The 17,018-nt window shown below is 62.6% G+C and carries 22 protein-coding genes; 9 read left to right on the forward strand and 13 right to left on the reverse strand.

The window, feature by feature from the left end; all coding sequences use genetic code 11:
* Position 1: 1 nt before the first annotated feature.
* The gene (gene hmgA / locus LJX93_RS22530; RefSeq protein WP_033702911.1) at positions 2–1,303 is read right to left on the reverse strand and encodes a homogentisate 1,2-dioxygenase; all 1,302 of its coding nucleotides are present in this window, start codon (positions 1,301–1,303) and stop codon (positions 2–4) included.
* Positions 1,304–1,500: 197 nt separating this feature from the next.
* Between hmgA and LJX93_RS22535 the strand changes: the two genes are divergently transcribed.
* Positions 1,501–2,283, forward strand: coding sequence for an IclR family transcriptional regulator (locus tag LJX93_RS22535; protein WP_095064177.1), 783 nt, complete (start codon positions 1,501–1,503; stop codon positions 2,281–2,283).
* Positions 2,284–2,532: 249 nt separating this feature from the next.
* On the opposite strand, the gene LJX93_RS22540 is transcribed toward LJX93_RS22535, so the two are convergent.
* The 3 genes from LJX93_RS22540 to LJX93_RS22550 form a co-directional block, all read right to left on the reverse strand.
* Positions 2,533–3,438: an alpha/beta fold hydrolase gene (locus LJX93_RS22540; RefSeq protein ID WP_156311117.1), complete on the reverse strand. Its 906-nt coding sequence runs from the start codon at positions 3,436–3,438 to the stop codon at positions 2,533–2,535.
* Positions 3,439–3,614: 176 nt separating this feature from the next.
* Positions 3,615–4,301 (reverse strand): LrgB family protein, encoded by a 687-nt coding sequence (locus tag LJX93_RS22545; RefSeq protein WP_033702914.1) that lies wholly within the window; start codon positions 4,299–4,301, stop codon positions 3,615–3,617.
* Positions 4,291–4,677 (reverse strand): CidA/LrgA family protein, encoded by a 387-nt coding sequence (locus tag LJX93_RS22550; RefSeq protein WP_033702915.1) that lies wholly within the window; start codon positions 4,675–4,677, stop codon positions 4,291–4,293. The genes LJX93_RS22545 and LJX93_RS22550 overlap by 11 nt, the downstream gene beginning before the upstream one ends.
* Before the next feature lie 95 nt (positions 4,678–4,772).
* Between LJX93_RS22550 and LJX93_RS22555 the strand changes: the two genes are divergently transcribed.
* Entirely contained in the window at positions 4,773–5,654 is an 882-nt protein-coding gene (locus LJX93_RS22555; protein ID WP_033702916.1) for a LysR family transcriptional regulator, read from the forward strand.
* A gap of 18 nt (positions 5,655–5,672) precedes the next feature.
* On the opposite strand, the gene LJX93_RS22560 is transcribed toward LJX93_RS22555, so the two are convergent.
* Positions 5,673–6,128, reverse strand: a complete 456-nt coding sequence (locus tag LJX93_RS22560) for a flavodoxin (RefSeq protein WP_033702917.1) — start codon at positions 6,126–6,128, stop codon at positions 5,673–5,675.
* Between the two features lie 112 nt (positions 6,129–6,240).
* Here LJX93_RS22560 and LJX93_RS27330 point away from each other — a divergent pair, with 112 nt between their 5' ends.
* Together LJX93_RS27330 and LJX93_RS22565 are read left to right on the forward strand one after the other, a co-directional pair.
* Entirely contained in the window at positions 6,241–6,375 is a 135-nt protein-coding gene (locus tag LJX93_RS27330; protein WP_256577296.1) for a hypothetical protein, read from the forward strand.
* Positions 6,376–6,447: 72 nt separating this feature from the next.
* A complete protein-coding gene (locus tag LJX93_RS22565; protein ID WP_047582630.1) occupies positions 6,448–7,065 on the forward strand; it encodes a hypothetical protein in 618 nt (205 codons plus the stop codon).
* Here LJX93_RS22565 and LJX93_RS22570 read toward each other — a convergent pair.
* A complete protein-coding gene (locus LJX93_RS22570; protein WP_047582628.1) occupies positions 7,050–8,000 on the reverse strand; it encodes a MerR family transcriptional regulator in 951 nt (316 codons plus the stop codon). The genes LJX93_RS22565 and LJX93_RS22570 overlap by 16 nt on opposite strands.
* 219 nt (positions 8,001–8,219) lie before the next feature.
* Here LJX93_RS22570 and LJX93_RS22575 point away from each other — a divergent pair, with 219 nt between their 5' ends.
* The 4 genes from LJX93_RS22575 to LJX93_RS22590 are packed head-to-tail and all read left to right on the forward strand — an operon-like array spanning position 8,220 to position 10,199.
* Positions 8,220–8,780, forward strand: a complete 561-nt coding sequence (locus LJX93_RS22575) for an antibiotic biosynthesis monooxygenase (RefSeq protein ID WP_047582626.1) — start codon at positions 8,220–8,222, stop codon at positions 8,778–8,780.
* A gap of 32 nt (positions 8,781–8,812) precedes the next feature.
* On the forward strand, positions 8,813–9,559 hold the full coding sequence (gene folM, locus LJX93_RS22580; RefSeq protein WP_050506172.1) for a dihydromonapterin reductase: 747 nt from the start codon (positions 8,813–8,815) through the stop codon (positions 9,557–9,559).
* A 9-nt stretch (positions 9,560–9,568) separates the two neighbouring features.
* Positions 9,569–9,865, forward strand: a complete 297-nt coding sequence (locus LJX93_RS22585) for a DUF1244 domain-containing protein (RefSeq protein WP_033702921.1) — start codon at positions 9,569–9,571, stop codon at positions 9,863–9,865.
* The gene (locus tag LJX93_RS22590) at positions 9,858–10,199 is read left to right on the forward strand and encodes a HopJ type III effector protein (RefSeq protein ID WP_033702922.1); all 342 of its coding nucleotides are present in this window, start codon (positions 9,858–9,860) and stop codon (positions 10,197–10,199) included. The genes LJX93_RS22585 and LJX93_RS22590 overlap by 8 nt, the downstream gene beginning before the upstream one ends.
* Positions 10,200–10,269: 70 nt before the next feature.
* Here LJX93_RS22590 and LJX93_RS22595 read toward each other — a convergent pair whose 3' ends face one another.
* The 6 genes from LJX93_RS22595 to LJX93_RS22620 all read right to left on the reverse strand — a co-directional run bounded on the left by LJX93_RS22595 (position 10,270) and on the right by LJX93_RS22620 (position 14,777).
* Entirely contained in the window at positions 10,270–11,178 is a 909-nt protein-coding gene (locus LJX93_RS22595) for an alpha/beta fold hydrolase (RefSeq protein WP_033702923.1), read from the reverse strand.
* Between the two features lie 180 nt (positions 11,179–11,358).
* Positions 11,359–12,570, reverse strand: a complete 1,212-nt coding sequence (fabV, locus tag LJX93_RS22600; RefSeq protein ID WP_047582624.1) for an enoyl-ACP reductase FabV — start codon at positions 12,568–12,570, stop codon at positions 11,359–11,361.
* A gap of 276 nt (positions 12,571–12,846) precedes the next feature.
* The gene (locus LJX93_RS22605) at positions 12,847–13,131 is read right to left on the reverse strand and encodes a helix-turn-helix domain-containing protein (protein ID WP_033702926.1); all 285 of its coding nucleotides are present in this window, start codon (positions 13,129–13,131) and stop codon (positions 12,847–12,849) included.
* A gap of 158 nt (positions 13,132–13,289) precedes the next feature.
* Positions 13,290–13,616 carry a type II toxin-antitoxin system RelE/ParE family toxin gene (locus LJX93_RS22610; protein WP_186658975.1) on the reverse strand — a complete coding sequence of 109 codons (327 nt, stop codon included), beginning with the start codon at positions 13,614–13,616 and terminating at the stop codon, positions 13,290–13,292.
* Between the two features lie 358 nt (positions 13,617–13,974).
* Positions 13,975–14,514 (reverse strand): cytochrome b/b6 domain-containing protein, encoded by a 540-nt coding sequence (locus LJX93_RS22615; RefSeq protein ID WP_186658862.1) that lies wholly within the window; start codon positions 14,512–14,514, stop codon positions 13,975–13,977.
* Positions 14,511–14,777: a PepSY domain-containing protein gene (locus LJX93_RS22620; protein WP_047582639.1), complete on the reverse strand. Its 267-nt coding sequence runs from the start codon at positions 14,775–14,777 to the stop codon at positions 14,511–14,513. The genes LJX93_RS22615 and LJX93_RS22620 overlap by 4 nt, the downstream gene beginning before the upstream one ends.
* Positions 14,778–14,980: 203 nt before the next feature.
* Between LJX93_RS22620 and LJX93_RS22625 the strand changes: the two genes are divergently transcribed.
* A complete protein-coding gene (locus LJX93_RS22625; protein ID WP_047582619.1) occupies positions 14,981–16,159 on the forward strand; it encodes an acetyl-CoA C-acetyltransferase in 1,179 nt (392 codons plus the stop codon).
* A 68-nt stretch (positions 16,160–16,227) separates the two neighbouring features.
* Here LJX93_RS22625 and LJX93_RS22630 read toward each other — a convergent pair whose 3' ends face one another.
* Entirely contained in the window at positions 16,228–16,947 is a 720-nt protein-coding gene (locus LJX93_RS22630; RefSeq protein WP_227696429.1) for an SDR family oxidoreductase, read from the reverse strand.
* Positions 16,948–17,018: the final 71 nt, after the last annotated feature.

The following is a 17,018-nucleotide window of genomic DNA, read 5'->3' on the forward strand; positions in this document are numbered from 1 at the left end:
GTTATCTCCGGTTCGGGTTGAAGGTGCTCGGCAAGGTGGCCCAGCAACTATCGTAGTCGGCCTGCAATTGCGGGCATTCGAGTGCATGGCGGCTCGGACGCAGCACTTGGCTGGTCTCGAACATGAAGGCCATGGTGTTGTCGATCTTGTGCGGCGCAAGGTCGGCGGCGATGGCCTTGTCGCAGGTATCGGCGTCCGGGCCGTGGGCGCTCATGACCCCGTGCAGCGAGGCGCCGCCAGGCAGGAAGCCCTCGGCCTTGGCATCGTAGGCACCCTGGATCAGGCCCATGAACTCGTTCATCAGGTTGCGGTGGAACCAGGGTGGACGGAAGGTGTTCTCGGCCACCATCCAGCGCGGCGGGAAGATCACGAAGTCCATGTTGGCAAGGCCATGCACGCTGGTGGGCGAGGTCAGCACCGTGAAGATGGACGGGTCGGGGTGGTCGAAGCTGACCGTGCCAATGGTGTTGAAGCGGCGCAGGTCGTATTTGTAGGGCACGTTGCTGCCGTGCCAGGCGACCACGTCCAGCGGCGAATGCTGCAGCTCGCAGGCCCAGTGTTCGCCAAGAAACTTCTGCACCAGTTGCACGGGGCCTTCGGCCTCTTCGTAGTGCGCCACCGGGGTGAGGAAGTCACGCGGGTTGGCCAGGCCATTGCTGCCGATCGGCCCGAGGTCCGGTATACGCAGCGGCGCGCCATGGTTTTCGGCAAGGTAGCCACGAGCCTGGCCATCGAGCAGTTCGATGCGAAACTTCATACCCCGCGGGATCACCGCGATTTCCAAAGGCTCGACGTCCATGATCCCAAGCTCGGTGGCGATCCGCAGGCGGCCCTGTTCCGGCACCAGCAGCAGTTCGCCGTCGGCATTGAAGAACACGCGCTCCATGGAGCGGTTGGCGCTGTAGATGTAAATGCTCACACCCGCCGGCTTGTCCGCTGGCGCATTGGCCACCATCGGCACCCAGCCTTCGATGAAGTCGGTGGGTTCGGCCGGGATCGGTTGCGGGTTCCAGCGCAGGCGGTTGGGCGTGACCGCACCCAGCGGCCCAGCCAGTGGCTGGCGCGCCAGGCGTTCGAAACGGGGGTGCAATGCAGACGGGCGGATGCGATACAGCCAGGTGCGACGCAACTCACTGCGGCTCATGGTGAAGGCCGTGCCCGAAAGCAGTTCGGCATACAACCCATAGGGGGCTTTTTGCGGCGAGTTCTGGCCGACCGGCAAGGCGCCAGGCAGTGCTTCGCTGGCAAACTCGTTGCCGAAGCCGCTCAGGTAGTGAAGGTCGGGGGACGTGTCGCGGTTCATCGATGCCTCCGGGCTCTGGCAGAGCCGTTGCTGGCAGCTGGCTGCTGACCTGGCCCGGCGGTTTCCGGGGTCAGGCACTGGGGTGGCAGCACGTCTGCATTGTTTTTATCGTAATCAGATTACGAATAACGTAATTTGCTACGGACAAGGCGTCAAGCTATAAAGGCGCCACTCGACGAATCCGGAAGCCCATGCCCATGGCCAAAGCCAGCTCACCCACTGATAACGGCAAGCAGAAGGTCCGCTCGGCGGAAGTCGGCACCGATATTCTCAAGGCACTCGCCGAACTCGCCCCCTCCACGTCGCTGTCACGCCTGGCAGAGCATGTGCAGATGCCGGCGAGCAAGGTGCATCGCTACCTGCAGGCGCTCATCGCCAGCGGTTTCGCCGAACAGGATGCGGCCACCAACCACTATGGCCTGGGGCGTGAAGCGTTGCGCGTGGGGTTGGCGGCGTTGGCCAGCATCGATGTGCTGAAGATCGCGGCGCTGCCGCTGTCGCAGTTGCGCGATGAGCTCAACGAAAGCTGCTTTATTGCCGTATGGGGCAACCAGGGCGCGACGGTGGTCAGCATTGAACCGGCGGTGCGCGCGATCACGGTGGTGACCCAGATAGGCTCTGTGCTGCCGCTGCTCAGCTCGTCCACCGGGCTGGTGTTCGCCGCCTATCTGCCAGAACGCGAAACCATCGACTTGCGCGACCGGGAGCTGACTGCGCTGCAGCACCAAGCCTGCGACTACGCAGCCTTGCTGGAAGGCATTCGCGTGCGTGGCCTGCACCATGTGCATGGCCTGCTGATGCCAGGTGTGGATGCGCTGTCGGCACCGGTGTTCAATGCCATGGGGCAGATCGCTGCGGTGATGACCGTGGTGGGGCCGACGTCGATATTCCATGCTGACGAACATGGCCCTGCGGCGCAGCGATTGTTGGCGGCTGCGCGGGATACCAGTTGGCGGATGGGGTATGCGCCTGCGGGTTGAGCGAAGGGGCACTATTGCCCGAAACGTAAAGGTGAATGTCATAGGCGGCTATTTTTCCCACGGGATCAAGCGCTTATTCTTGACTCACTGGCCGGCATGAAGGGCACTACCCCCCCGCCTTTCAGGCCTGCGAGGTTCACCGACGTAGATTTTGAAGCTCCTTGATCTAACGTCTCGATTGGCCGCTGCGATTGCAGCGGCCTTTTTTTTTGGGTGATCGCCTGAGGGCTGGGAGGGGCAAGCCCCCCCTCAAGACCACGCCACCTTCTGCTGCAAGAAACTCAGCGGTTGCTCACGAAAGGCCAGGTAATGGCGCAGCACCTGCACCGGCGCTTCGGTATGCGGGTAATGCCCGATGCCCTGCAGCAGCACGGTATCCGGCTGCGGCACCAGTTGCCGGTAGCGCTCGACCATGCGCCCGCCAGACACCGGGTCGACCACACCGTTGATGAAACGCAGTGGCACCCCCTCGCGTTGCAACGCACCCACCCAACGCTCGCGATGCACGGTGCGCTCCGGCAAGTAGCCGACCAGCTTGTGCAAGATACGCGTGCCCCGGTTGGCGGCGATCAGGCTCCAGCAATCATCCAGCGCGCTTTCACTCGGGTGGGTGCAGGGGCCATAGACCTGCGACACGTTGCGCACCAGGTCGTCCCGCCCGAACGAGCGCCCCACCAGCCAGCCCAGGCGGCTGAGCAACAGCTTCTGGATCAGCAGCATCCGGTAGCTCTCGGGGAACAGCCCGCTGTTGAGAAACACGCAACTGGCGATGTTCGCTCGCTGCTCGTGGTGCCGCGCCAGCAGCTCCTGGGCCACGCTGCCGCCATAGTCATGGGCCAGCAGGTGCACAGGCTGGTTGACCTTGAGATGGGCAAGCAACGCTTGTTGCAGGTCTGCCTGTTCCATCAGGCTGTAGGCATGGTTGACCGGCTTGGCCGAATCGCCAAAGCCGAGCATGTCGCAGGCAATCAGCCGAAAACGCTGCGCCAAAGGCGTCCATAGGTAGTGCCAGTCCCAGCTGGCGGTGGGGAAGCCATGTAACAGAAGCAGGGGCTCTCCTTGCCCTGCGGTCCAGTAGCGGATGCTCTGGCCCCGGAAGATGAAACTCTGTCCCCGGGTACGCCAGACGCACAATGGAATTTCGGCCAAAGGCATCAGATCGGTCCCGGTGGAGTTGTGTTGACGGAATAGGGCAAGGCTGCGGTCATTGCATGTTACCTCGGCACTTACATGTGCTCTCTATGTCGAGGCTGAGTCTAGCCAGCAGCCCATGGGCTGAAACTTGCGTTGCCAGCCAGCTTGATGACCTTGCGAGTCAGTGGCACGAACGGTCAGAGCAGCATGGCCAGCAGCGGTGCGGCGAACAGGTTCAGCAACCCGGTCAGGACCATGACCAGGCCGGCCACGGAACCTTCTTCGCGGCCCATTTCCTGCGCCCTGCTGACTCCGGCACCATGCGCGCCCACCCCGAACAACGCGCCCCGCGCCAGCGCGGTACGCAACGGCAACCAGCGCAGCAGCACACCGCCGAACAGGGCGCCCAGTACCCCAGTGAACATCACGAACACCGCAGTCAGTTCCGGCACGCCGCCCAAATCGTGGGCCAGCGGCATGGCAAACGGCGTGGTGATCGAGCGCGGCACCAGCGACAGGCTGGTTGCATTGTCCAGCGCCAGCAGGTGGGCCAACCCCCACGAGCTGGCGATCGAGGCCGTGCTGCCAGCCAGCATGCCCATCATCAGCGCCGGCCAGTGACGCGCCAGCAGCGCCCGCTGTTGCCATATGGGCACGGCGAACGCCACGGTCACCGGGCCGAGCACGGCCATCAGCCAATGGGTGTTGCGGGCGTATTCGGCATAGGCGGTATGCAGCGGTACGGCCACCGCCAGCAGCAATGCGGGCACCAGGATCAGCGGAGACAGCACATAGCGCCCGCTGCGCCGGTACAGCCAGCGGCTGCCCAGGTACGCCAGCAAGGTCAGCGCCAGCCAGAACAACGGCATGGGTTCAAGGCTCATGGCGCAAGCTCCAGCGGCACACCAGTTCGACGGTGAGTGCGGTCACTACCATGACCATCAACGTGCTCACGGCAATCACCAACAGAATGCGCCAACCTTCTTCGCGCACCAGGGTGCCGTAATCGAGCAGGCTCATCAGCGCCGGAATGAAGAACAACAACATCTCGGCCATCAGCCAGCCGGCGCCCAGTTGCAGCGTGGCCGGCTTGACCACGCCGCTGGCGAACAGCAGCAGAAGCAATGCCAGCCCCATGACCCCGGCGGGGATCGGCCAGCCCAGCCAGGCAGCCAGCTGGCCGCCGAACAGGAACAAGGCATAGAGGGTCGCCAACTCGACAAGCAGGCGCAGGGCTTTTTTCACTAACGCAGGTTTCATGGGGCTTCCTCGACAGGCCCTCATTTTAAGATTTGCCTGCCTAGGCCAGAAGCGAATTGTTAGACTGGCCTGCATTCCAGAATGGAATTGGAAACATGGAATTCAAACAACTGCGCAGCTTCATCGAAGTGGTCCACCGCGGGGGCTTTACCCAGGCGGCGCAGACCCTGCACATCAGCCAGTCGGCGGTGAGCAAGCAAGTGGCTCAGCTGGAGCAGGACGTGGGCCAGCCGCTGCTTGAACGGCAAGCCTCGCAACTGCACCTGACTGCGGCCGGGCGCATCGTGCTGGAGCGCGGCGAAGCACTGCTGCGCCAGCGCCAGGCATTGCTCAGCGAACTCGATGACCTCGGCCAGATGGCTCGCGGCGAACTGCGCCTGGGCTTGCCGATGCTGGGCAGCGATGCCCTGTTCGCCGGCCTGTTCGCCGAATACCGGCAACGCTACCCGAACATCACCATCCAGTTGCTTGAAGGCGGCAGCCGTAGCGTCGAGCAAGCGGTACGCAGCGGCGAGCTGGAACTCGGTGGTAGCCTCACGCCCAGTGACAGCGCCTTCGAGCACCAGCCTTTCTGCAACGAACCACTCGATGCTCTGCTGCCCGCCGGGCATGCGCTGGCGGGCGCGGATGGCGTGCATCTGCGGCAACTGGCCGATACGCCGTTTCTGCTGTATCAGCGCAGCTTCGTGCTCAATGACCGGTTGCTAAAGGCCTGCCAGCAACAGGGCTTCACCCCGAAAGAAGGCGGGCGCAGTGGCCAGGCGGATTTTCTGGTGGCGTTGGTGGCAGCGGGCCAGGGCGTGGTGTTGCTGCCCCGGGTGGTGGCCAAGGCCCTGGAACGCCCCGGGGTGGTGCGCTTGCCGCTGCAGGCGCCGCTGGACCTGCGCTGGGACATCGCGTTCATCTGGCGGCGGGGGGCGTACTTGTCACGGGCAGCGCAGGCGTGGTTGGCGTTGCTGCGTGAGCGCGCCAGTTGAATCGCAGGTTGGAGCGGGTCAGCCGTTGAGGGCCTGCGCAAACGAGGCCAACCACGGTTCGGCATCGGTTTCAGGGGTCACCGTCTCACTGGCATCCAGGCGCAGCATGGGCTGCACTTCATGCACCCCCAGCTCAGCGAACAGCTCACGCATCTGCTCGCCACCGCCGCAGTACGTATCACCATAACTGGAGTCGCCCAATGCGATCACCGCACCCGGCAGACCACGCCAGGCGGCGGGCAAAGTGTCGCGAATCATGCTGTACAGCGGCATGAGGTTGTCCGGCAGCTCGCCCATGCCGGTGGTCGAAGTCACCGCCAGCAATGCCTCGGGGGCAAAACCTTCTACGTCCTGCAGGGTGGCACGCGCGGCATGCCAAGCCTCATGGCCCGCAGCCTTGAGCAACGATTCGGCATGGCGGGCGACTTCTTCGGCGGTGCCGTACACCGACCCGGAAATAATGGCGACTTTCATCGGGAAGAGGATTCCGAAACTGAGTGAAAACGTAGGATACTAGCATTCAACGCTGGCAAAAGGCCGCCTCGACCCAACTACCAGCCCCCTTTTCTCGCCCAATGGCCCGGACATGATCAACGCGCAACTGCTGCAATCGATGGTCGATGCGTCCAACGACGGCATCGTGGTCGCCGAAAAGGAAGGTCAGCCGCCAGGTCGAACTGGAGCGCGAACTGGCAGAAATGTACGCTCGTCAGAAATCTGACCTACGCTCCTGAACCAAGCGCGCCTCGCACGGTCAATCACGTTGAAGAAATCGCCACCGCCGAGTTCGATCATGCAAGCAGATGCGCTCCTGACCCAGGACGAGCTGGATTTCATACAGAACATGCAGCACTCGCCCCAGTTCAACCTGGCTGACACGATGTCCAGCCTGCTGGTCAATGGCGACCGCCGGATTCAGACCTTGCTCACCCGCCTGGTGGCCAACGAGCAGGTGACCTTGCAGGCGCAGTTCAACAACCAGCAGATCAGCTTTCCGCTGCAACTGGTGGAAGACGAGTTCCATGCCCTGCACCTGCAGTTAGGCTCCCCGGAAATCTACGAAGACGGCCCGATGCTGCGCCCATGGCGCTTGTCCATGGACCAGCCAAGCGCCCTGCTCGATGCACATGATCAGCAAAGCGGCCTGTGGGTTCGCGAGATCTCGTTCAAGGGCGCTTTACTGGAGGTCCGCGACCTGGCACAAGCCCCTGCGCGCTTCGAATTGTGCTTTGCACCTGCCGGCATTGCCCCTATCGAGCTGCACGGCGTGCTGCGTCGGCGCATTGGCCCCGACCTTGCGGCCTACGATTTGAGCTGCAGCCCCGCCGAAGAGATCGAGCGCCTGCGCGAATACATCCTGCAAGCCCATCGCCAGGCTCACCCGGAGCTGCACAGTCACGTATCGAGCTGACCCCCCAGAAACTGCCGCAGCCGTTGGCGCATCACGCTGCCTTGTGCCCCCAGGCACGCTACCGGGCTGCCTGCCAGGCTGTCCTGGGCGAGCTCGGCCACTTTACCGGCCAGCAGCAACGGGCACTCAAGGCCCACCACCAGGCGCCCAAGGCGCTTGCTCAACTCGGCGGTCGGCGCCTGGTTGGAAAACAGCACCAAGGCATCAGGCCTGAGCCGCTCGCAAATCAGCGTCAGCTCTTGCAAAGGCTGCCCTGGCGCCAACACACTTACCTCCACCTCATCGCACCCCAGCAACAAGGCCGTCACCAGCAATTCCAACTCGTGACAAGGCCCCGCCAATGGCGCCAGCAAGACGCTGCGGCTGCGCGGCATGCGCGATAGCTGCAAGCGCACGAATACGCGGCTGCGCATGAACTGATCGAAGAACAGCCATTCACTGGCCTGGCCGAAGGCCCGCTGGCCGTAGCCGCTCTGGCCTGCCGCCAAATCGTGCCACACCGGCATGAAGATTTCGCCGAATACCTGATCCAGCGAATGGCTCGCGAACGCCTTGTCGAACAGACGGTGCAGGCGCGTGCCATCAAAGCGCAGAACCGCCTCGTGTATCTGCTGCCGCCATCTCAGCCGGGCACTTTGCTCATCGCCGTTATCCTCCACCAGCGCCTGGCTACGGACAAGGATGCTAGCCACCTTGCTCACTGCAACGCCGCGCTCCAGCCAGCCGAGAATGTTGCGGATATCATCGATATCGGCTTGGGAGTACAGGCGATGGCCACTGTCGGTACGGGTGGGCAGAATGAGCCCATAACGGCGCTCCCAGGCGCGCAGGGTCACTGGGTTTACGCCCGTCAGGCGGGAGACTTCACGAATCGGGAACAGCTCCTGGTGTTGCAGTCCCTCGTCGATCGGCGAGGTACGTCCCTGTTTGCTCATCTGCACTGAGTACCCGTGTGCGGAAGCTGAACGCGCATGTTACTACGAACAGCATAGTGCGCATGTTAACAACTGTTCGCCCCTTTGCTCTTGCGGTACGACGCCATATCGCGATAATTCGCGCCCGATTCTTGCATGCATGCCTGCGTCGCCCACCACCCCGGGCGACGCCGCCAAAGGGGCCAGCTACCCGCCAGCCCCGTCGCCAGGAGATACACGATGTCTACCCCACCCGTCACCTTGCTGGTGTCGCGCCGCGCCGCCAATGGCCGCTACCAGGCCCTGCTGGCTTGGCTCCACGAAGGCGAGCAACTGGCCACCGACTTCCCCGGCTACCTCGGTTCGGGCATCTTCGCGCCGCCTCGCGATAGCGATGAATTCCAGATCATCTTTCGCTTCAGTGACGAACCTACACTGCACGCCTGGGAACATTCCGCCTCGCGCCGGGCCTGGCTGCAACGTGGCAACGGGCTGTTCGAACGCCCCAAAGAAGCGCGCGTAAGCGGTCTCGATGACTGGTTTGGCACCAATAGAGTGCAAAAACCGCCACGCTGGAAGCAGGCAGTCGCTATCTGGCTAGCCTTTTTCCCAGTCTCGTTGCTGTTCAACCTGTTGTTCGGGCATTGGCTGGCAGGCATGGACCTGGTGCCGCGTGTGATGCTCAGTACCCTGGCCCTGACGCCTGTGATGGTGTACCTGTTCATCCCCCTCTCCACACGCCTGCTGGCGGGCTGGCTGCATGCCGCCCCAGCTACTGCTGCAGCCCTGCGCAGCCGCTGAGGGCTGGTCTACAAGAAGGAAACAGTTCGGGTATGCTGGGCGGCAACGAAAGGACAGACAAGTTGACCGCCCCGAACATGAACAGCCCAATTCTCGTTACCGGAGCCAGCCAGCGCGTCGGGTTGGCCCTGGCCCTCGAACTGGCGCAAGCCGGCCATACGGTGGTCAGTGCCAGCCGCAGCCTGCAGCCGCAATCCGCACACCCCAACATCGTGCAGTTCCAGGCCGACCTGTGCCAGGCTGCCGACCGCCAGGCGCTGATCGACTACCTGCAAGGCCACTACGACGGCTTGCGCGCGATCATCCACAACGCGTCCCTGTGGCTCGACGATGGCCTGGCCAACCTCGACACCATGTTCCGCCTGCACGTCGAAGCGCCGTACCACCTCAATCTGGCCCTCGGCGAGATGCTGGGCAAGGCAGGCAGCGTGGGCAAGGCCGACATCATCCACATTTGCGACGAAACCTCTTCGCGGGGCAGCAAGAGCCACATTGGCTACGCCGCCACCAAGGCCGCGCTGCAGAACATGGTGCTGTCGTTCGCCGAAAAGTACGCGCCCAAGGTGCACGTCAACGGTATCCTGCCCGGGCTGCTGATCCTCAAGGAAGGGGGTGACGAAGCCTACCGCCAGCAGACCCTGAAAAAGGCCCTGCTGGAATTCGAGCCCGGCGCCGGCCCGCTGATCGAGACGGTCAAATACCTGCTCGAAAGCCAGTACAGTACCGGTAGCCAGGTGGTCATCAACGGTGGCCGCCACCTGAAGAATCGCATGACCTGAGAGAAGCCCATGACCCCGCAACAACAGCTCGAACTCGAAGCCGCCGCGTTCCGGCGCCTGGTCGACCACCTGCAAAAACGCACCGACGTGCAGAACATCGACCTGATGAACCTGTCCGGCTTCTGCCGCAACTGCCTGTCCAAGTGGTACAAGGCCGCTGCCGACGAGCGCCAGGTCGATGTCAGCCTGGATGACGCCCGCGAAGCGGTGTACGGCATGCCCTACGCCGAGTGGAAAGCCCAATACCAGAAAGAAGCCAGCGCCGAACAACACGCGGCGTTCGAAAAAGGAAAACCTCGTGACTGATCTGAACACCCTGCGCGCCAGCCTGAAAAGCGGCGAACACGTCTTTGCCGATACCTTGGCGTTCATCGCCGCCCACTACAGCTATCAGCCACAGGCCTTCAACAACGGCGGCGTGGAAAATGCCGCCGGGCAGAACGAAGGCTCGTGCAAGACCCTGGGGCTGGCGCTGCTGGAGGGCTTGAGCGATGAAGAGGCCCTGTTGGCCTTTGGTGAGCATTATCGCGATGTGGTGGCCACGCCTGAGGGCAGCGACCATGGCAATATCCGTGCGCTGATCGCGCATGGCCTGGCTGGGGTGAAGTTCACCGGGCAGCCACTTTCGCGTAAGGCTTGAGCGTGCTGGGGCCGCTTTGCGGCCCTCTTCGCGACGCGAGGCCGCGCCTACAAACGTTACCCGATCCCTGTTATTTGATGACCGTCCCCGGCACCTCTTCGGGCAAGCCGCCCTGCTGCAACCACGCCAAGGCAATCGGCCACAGGCTGCCCCGAAAGCGGTCATGGAAAAACGCAAAATGGCCAATTTTCTCGACCGAGATATCCACAGGTGCAATACGCAGGTGCTGACGCTCAGCCCCCTGCAGGTACCCTAGCAATCGCTCTGTAGCCGCCACGGTGCCAAACGGGTCATCGGTCAGGCTGATTGCCAGCGTCGCCCCCCGCACCTGTGCAAACGGCACCCCCTGCAACCGGCGCCCGCTTGGCCGGTGCTCATAGCGTGGCGTACGGGTCGTCCAGTCGTGCACCACCCCGGCCGGCGTGTCTTCCATCCAGCCCAGGCGCTTGCCGGGGAAGTAGCCGAACGCACGGGTCAGCAAAGGCATCACCAGATGCCATTTACCGAACAGCCGCCAACGCTGATCAGCGGCGTAATCGCGCCAGTAGGCGAATTGCGCACCCACCATCACCACCCGCCTGACCTGCCCGGCAGACGGTGCCAACCCCACCGCGCAACCGCCGAAGCTATGCCCCACCACGTCCACCGGTTGCCCGGGAAACGCCTGCGCGGCGTGGGCCAGCATGGCTTCGAAGTCCAGCCGGCCCCAGTCGCTCCAGGACGCCTGGAAGCCACGCAGTGACGGCGGCCGTGATTCGCCGATGCCTCGGTAATCGTAGGTCAGCACATCGCAGCCATGGGCGAACAGGTAGTCGGCAAAGCGGGCGTAATAGCGGCAACGCACAGAGGTGGCGGCGTTGATGATCACCAGCGGGCGCAGGGGGTTGGGCTGGGCGTGGCGCCAGCAGAAGCCGCCGAGGCTGTAGCCGTCGGCTGCGGTGTGGCGAAAGGCGGTGGCCGGTTGGGTGAGGCTGCTCATGGCGCGCGTCCTGTTGTTGTGCGCCAACGCTAGCAAAAAAATCGGGGGCTGTACCGGCCTCTTCGCGGGGCAAGCCCGCTCCCACAGGATCCCCATTGAGCCAAAGCCTTGTGGAGCACCGGTGGGAGCGGGCTTGCCCGGCGAAGAGGGCGGTACAGCCCCCTCATGTTTCAGCCGTGCTTACAGCTCGATGCAGTCGAACTTCACATCGGTGGCCACGTCTTCGTCGTAGTTGACGTCAGCGCGCTCGAAGCCGAACAGGTTGAGGAACTGCTTCTTGTAACCGGCATAGTCGGTCAGCTCGAACAGGTTCTCGGTGGTGACTTGCGGCCACATGGCCTTGCAGGCGTCCTGCACGTCATCACGCAGCTCCCAGTCGTCCAGGCGCAGGCGGCTCTTCTCGTCGACTGCGGCCGGGGCACCGTCTGCACGGTACAGGCGATCACGGAACATGCGGTCCAACTGGTCCTGGGTACCCTCGTGAACACCCTTCTCCTGCATGATCTTGAAGACCATCGACAGGTACAACGGCATCACCGGAATGGCCGAGCTGGCCTGGGTGACCACCGACTTCAGCACGGCCACATTGGCGCCGCCCTTGATTTCGCCGGCCAGTTTCTGGTCAAGGCGCAGCGCGGTTTCGTCCAGGTCCTGCTTGGCCTTGCCCAGGGCACCGTGCCAGTAGATCGGCCAGGTGATCTCGGTACCGATGTAGCTGAAGGCCACGGTGCGGGCGCCTTCGGACAGCACGTCGGCACCGGCCAGGGCATCGATCCACAGCTGCCAGTCCTGGCCACCCATGACGGTGACGGTGTCAGCGATTTCCTGCTCGGAAGCCGGCTCGATGCTGGCCTCGATGATGGTGTCCTTGTTGGTGTCGATGGCGGTCGACTTGTAAGGCTGGCCGATAGGCTTGAGCGCCGAGCGAATCACTTCACCGGTTTGCGGCAGCTTGCGCACGGGGGAGGCCAGGGAGTAGATGACCAGGTCGACCTTGCCACCCATTTCGTTCTTGATCAGCTCGATGACCTTGGCACGGGCCTCATCGGAGAACGCATCACCGTTGATCGACTTGCTGTACAGGCCTTCGGCCTTGGCAAACTTGTCGAAGGCGGCGGAGTTGTACCAGCCCGCAGTACCGGCCTTGGTCTCGGTACCTGCTTTTTCGAAGAACACGCCCAGGGTGTCGGCCTTGAAGCCGAACGCTGCGGTGATGCGGGCCGCCAGGCCGTAGCCGCTGGAAGCACCAATCACCAGGACCTTCTTCGGGCCATCCTCGCGCACGCCCAGCTTGCGGGTGGCTTCGATCTGGTCACGGACGTTGAGCTCGCAGCCCTTCGGATGGGTCGTGGTGCAGATGAAACCGCGGACCTTAGGATGAATGATGGCCAATGTCTGTACCTCGTCAGGTTTATGCCAGGGAAGCGCCGCCACGGGCGATTCCGATTGATCAGAGGGTGAGACTACCCCCGCCGGTTATCCGACACATATTACGGGGTGATTGGGGGTATACAAAACCCAGGTTGCCGCCGAGTACCGCTTTCAGCCACTGCAGAAACGGCTGCGCCAGTGGATCGTCCTGTTGCACTAACACGCAACGCGCCATGCCTGGCGCACAACTAAAAAGGGCCAGCCAAATGGCCAGCCCTATTGCTTTCAACCGCCTGGTCAGGCCGCCTTGTGCTTCACAGTGATATCAATTTCCAGATTTGCGCTGGCCAGCATGTTCACCAGAGCATCCAGGGAAAATTTGTCGATTTTCCCATTCAGCAGCTCGCTCAAACGCGGCTGTGTTACGTGCAGCTGACGTGCTGCATCTTTCTGTGGGAGGTCCCAAGACTTAACTGTCTTGGTAAGGATACGCATTAGCTTTGCGCGTACCCGAAGGTTCTCGGCGTCTTCTGGCGAGTCAACCAACGCGTCCCAAACGGAGGTAGTGCGTTCGTTTGCCATTTTATATGTCCCTCTGTTACGGATTAGGTTGTTTCTTGCACAAAGCAATTCGTAAGTTAATCGAGTGGGCCCTAGGTCTAGAACTTTACCCCTTGCCGTGAGGGAAGGGGTATCCAAGTCCTTTACCCCCAGCATTGGCAGGGGATAGCAGCAGTCCATCAGTCCAGCGACTTGTACCGAGCCTTACCCAGGTCGATATCGCGCTTTTCCGTCTTTTCAGTGGTCTTGCGAAACGCATGCAGGACGTATACCGCTTCCGGCCGGTTTACCACATAAAACACGCGAAAAGCCCCGTCTTTGCATTTGATACGGATTTCCCGCACCCCCTGCCCTACGCTTTCCATTGGTTTCCAGTCGTTAGGTTCATCACCGTACTGGATCAGCTCCAGCTGGTAACCAGCCCGCTGTTTCGCACCCTCCGGGAAATCCCGCAGGTCTTCCCTACTGCTGCCAACCCATTCGAGGGGCTTTTGCTCGTCTTGCATGGGACAAACTCCTTAATCGTTCGTGACAAAAATGTTGAGCGCTCATCATGAGATCCATCCTGGTATTGGTAAGGGAGGCTGAGTACCCGGCGTGCCTATCGTGGGGCTCAAATGCGCGGGGTTAGCGACATCAGCAAGGCGAAGATTATATCGGTTTCGAGATAACATCAAGCTCCCGTCACGATTTTTATATCGATATCAATATACGACAAAGACACCACCGCCCAGCCTACAGGCTCTACTGTGTGGGATTTTGAAGAGCGTCGGGGCATCGAGCGCCATTGCGGCAGGGGGTGACGGCATCTATTGCGCGACCCATCAGTGCCCGGCGGTGTAGGTGGCCGCGAGCGTAAAACGCTCACTGATCTTCCGGTAATCGTCTCCGGCCGGTGATCATCGACAAGGGCAGGTTCTCGCCCAGGCGCAGGCTTTCGACGATGGCTGCCAATACATGCACGCAGACCAACGCCAGCACCGCGTCGGCCAGAAAGCTGTGCAGGCTCATCGGCCAGTCGGCGCCCCACAGGGCGTCGACCTCTTGCGACGCCCAACCGGTCAGGCCCAGGCCCGCGATGCCGGTGAGCATCAGCAGCATCACCAGGGCGCCGATCGGCGAATGCCCCAGGCGATGGTAGGGCTGCCCGCTTATCAGCGCGCGGGCGTGGGCGGCCAGGCGTGCCGGGGTCGGCCAGAAGTCGGCCCAGCGCGCGCTTTGCGGCCCGACGAAGCCCCAGACCAGGCGCAACATCACGCACGCCAACCCGTAATAGCCCAGCCACTGGTGCCAGTCGTCGCCCTCTTCATTGAAAAAATAATCCGCGAAGAACACCGTGGCCAACGACAGGTGGCACAGCCGCAGGAGCGGGTCCCACAGCTGTACCGTGGGGCGGGCCTTCAATCGTGGTACTCGGTCTTGACCGCCTTGCCGCTGACCGGGTCATGGTAGATCTCGATCTTGCGGCCATCCTTGTCGAAACCATAGATTTCGTAGCAGTTGCCTTTAGTGACCTTGAACTTGCTGATCTTGTAGCCCTGATCCTTGAGCTGGGCCTGGAACTTGCCCGGGTCTTGCCAGGTGCTTTTGTCTGCAGTGGTGCACTGGGTGGCGGCGAATGCTGTGCTGCTGCCGATCAGGAGGGTAAGAGCGATCAAGATGCGCATGGCCATGAGCTCCGTTGCGTTGAGTGAAACAGCACGACATCCAGCTTAGACCCAGGGTCAGCGCCTTGCCTGCTGGGCCGGCATCATTCATTTGCTTTCCAGAACAATCACAAAGAAAAACAAACTTAACAAATGAACCAAACCCGCCGATGCTGACAACATCCTGCCCTCGCGGCGCCCACCCTTGCACGGAGAACAACAACATGAACGACGTGGTCATCGTCGCCGCCACCCGTACCGCCATCGGCAGCTTCCAGGGCGCCTTGGCCACAGTGCCCGCCGTCGACCTCGGCGCAGCCGTGATCAAGCGCCTGCTGGAACAGACCCAACTGGACCCTGCCCTGGTCGACGAAGTGATCCTCGGCCAGGTACTCACCGCCGGCGCCGGCCAGAACCCAGCCCGCCAGGCCGCGATCAAGGCCGGCCTGCCCTACAGCGTGCCCGCGCTTACGCTCAACAAGGTCTGCGGCTCGGGCCTCAAGGCCCTGCACCTGGCAGCCCAGGCTATTCGTTGCGGTGACGCCGAGGTGGTGATTGCCGGCGGCCAGGAAAACATGAGCCTGGCCCCCTACGTCATGCCTTCGGCCCGCACCGGCCAGCGCATGGGCCACGGTCAACTGGTCGACAGCATGATCACCGACGGCCTGTGGGACGCCTTCAACGACTACCACATGGGCATTACCGCCGAGAACCTGGTGGACAAGTACGGCCTCAGCCGTGAACAACAGGACGCCTTCGCCGCCGAGTCCCAGCGCAAGGCCGTGGCCGCGATCGAGGCCGGCCGATTCAAGGACGAGATCACGCCGATCGTGATGCCGCAGAAAAAGGGCGAGCCCACGGTCTTCGAGCGCGACGAACAACCCCGCCCAGGTACCACTGCCGAGTCTCTGGGCAAGTTGCGCGCAGCCTTCAAGAAAGAGGGCAGCGTGACGGCCGGCAATGCTTCCAGCCTCAATGATGGCGCCGCCGCCGTATTGCTGATGAGTGCCGCCAAGGCCAAGGCCCTGGGCTTGCCGGTGCTGGCGAAGATCGCGGCCTATGCCAGCGCGGGCGTGGATCCGGCGATCATGGGTATTGGCCCGGTTTCGGCTACCCAACGCTGCCTGGACAAGGCGGGCTGGCAGCTGGCGGACCTGGACCTGATCGAAGCCAACGAGGCCTTTGCCGCACAGGCGTTGGCGGTGGGCAAGGCCCTGGAATGGGATGCGGCGCGGGTCAATGTGAATGGCGGGGCGATTGCCCTGGGCCACCCGATCGGTGCGTCGGGGTGCCGAGTGCTGGTGACCCTGTTGCACGAGATGATCAAGCGAGATGCCAAGAAAGGGCTCGCCACGTTGTGCATTGGGGGTGGCCAGGGGGTAGCGCTGGCGATCGAGCGTTGATCCGTCATTGATGCCTGCAGGCTCGGCCCCTTCGCGAACAAACCCGCGAAGAGGCCGGGCCTGGTTACTCAGAAGCGCTCATCGGCAATCGCTGGCAGTGTCAGCTCACGCACATAACTGGCCGCCGACAGTTCCAGCATCGTGCGCACCACCAGCACCACATCGTGCAGCGGAATCAGCCCCCCTTCCCCGCGCGCCGCGGCTTCTGCCACTGGCACATCCAAGCCATCCTCGGTGTTCAGGTAGCCCAGGTTCAGGCACGTCACACCAAGCCCCTGCTCGCGATACCCTTCACGCAAGGCTTCGGCAATACCGCGCAGGGCGAACTTGGACGCGGCAAAGGTCACTTCAGGGCGCCCGCTTTGCGGCAGACCCGAGGTGGAACCGGTAAGCAGGATCCGTGGCTTTTCGCTTTCGAGCAGCATCGGCAGCAAGCGCTTGATCAGCAGGATGGTGGCCGTGATGTTGCAGTCGACCATGCCTTGCAGTTCGGCATCGCGGTCGGCAAGAAAGCTGTAGTGCTCGGCAAACGCCTCGGCTTCCCACAGCCCGAGGTTGTAGATGAGGGTATCCACGCCACCGCCCGCCAGCGCCTGGGCAATGGCCTCGACGGCGGCGGCCGGCTGAGCGAGGTCGGCCGCGATCCACTGCACCTCGACATCCTTGCTGGCCACCACCCGCTCGGGGCGCGAGCGGGCCACGCCGATCAGCGTATCACCCGGTTTGCCCAGCCCTTCCATGAAGGCCTTGCCCAGCCCCTTGCTGGCGCCGACTACCAGAACTCTCATCGCATCATTCCCTGTCGATTACCTTTCGAGCCGGCATTATAAGCACCCGTAGCGGCCCGATGATCAAGCCG

The sequence above is a fragment of the Pseudomonas sp. HN2-3 genome (genome assembly GCF_020691745.1).
GTDB lineage: Bacteria > Pseudomonadota > Gammaproteobacteria > Pseudomonadales > Pseudomonadaceae > Aquipseudomonas > Aquipseudomonas capeferrum.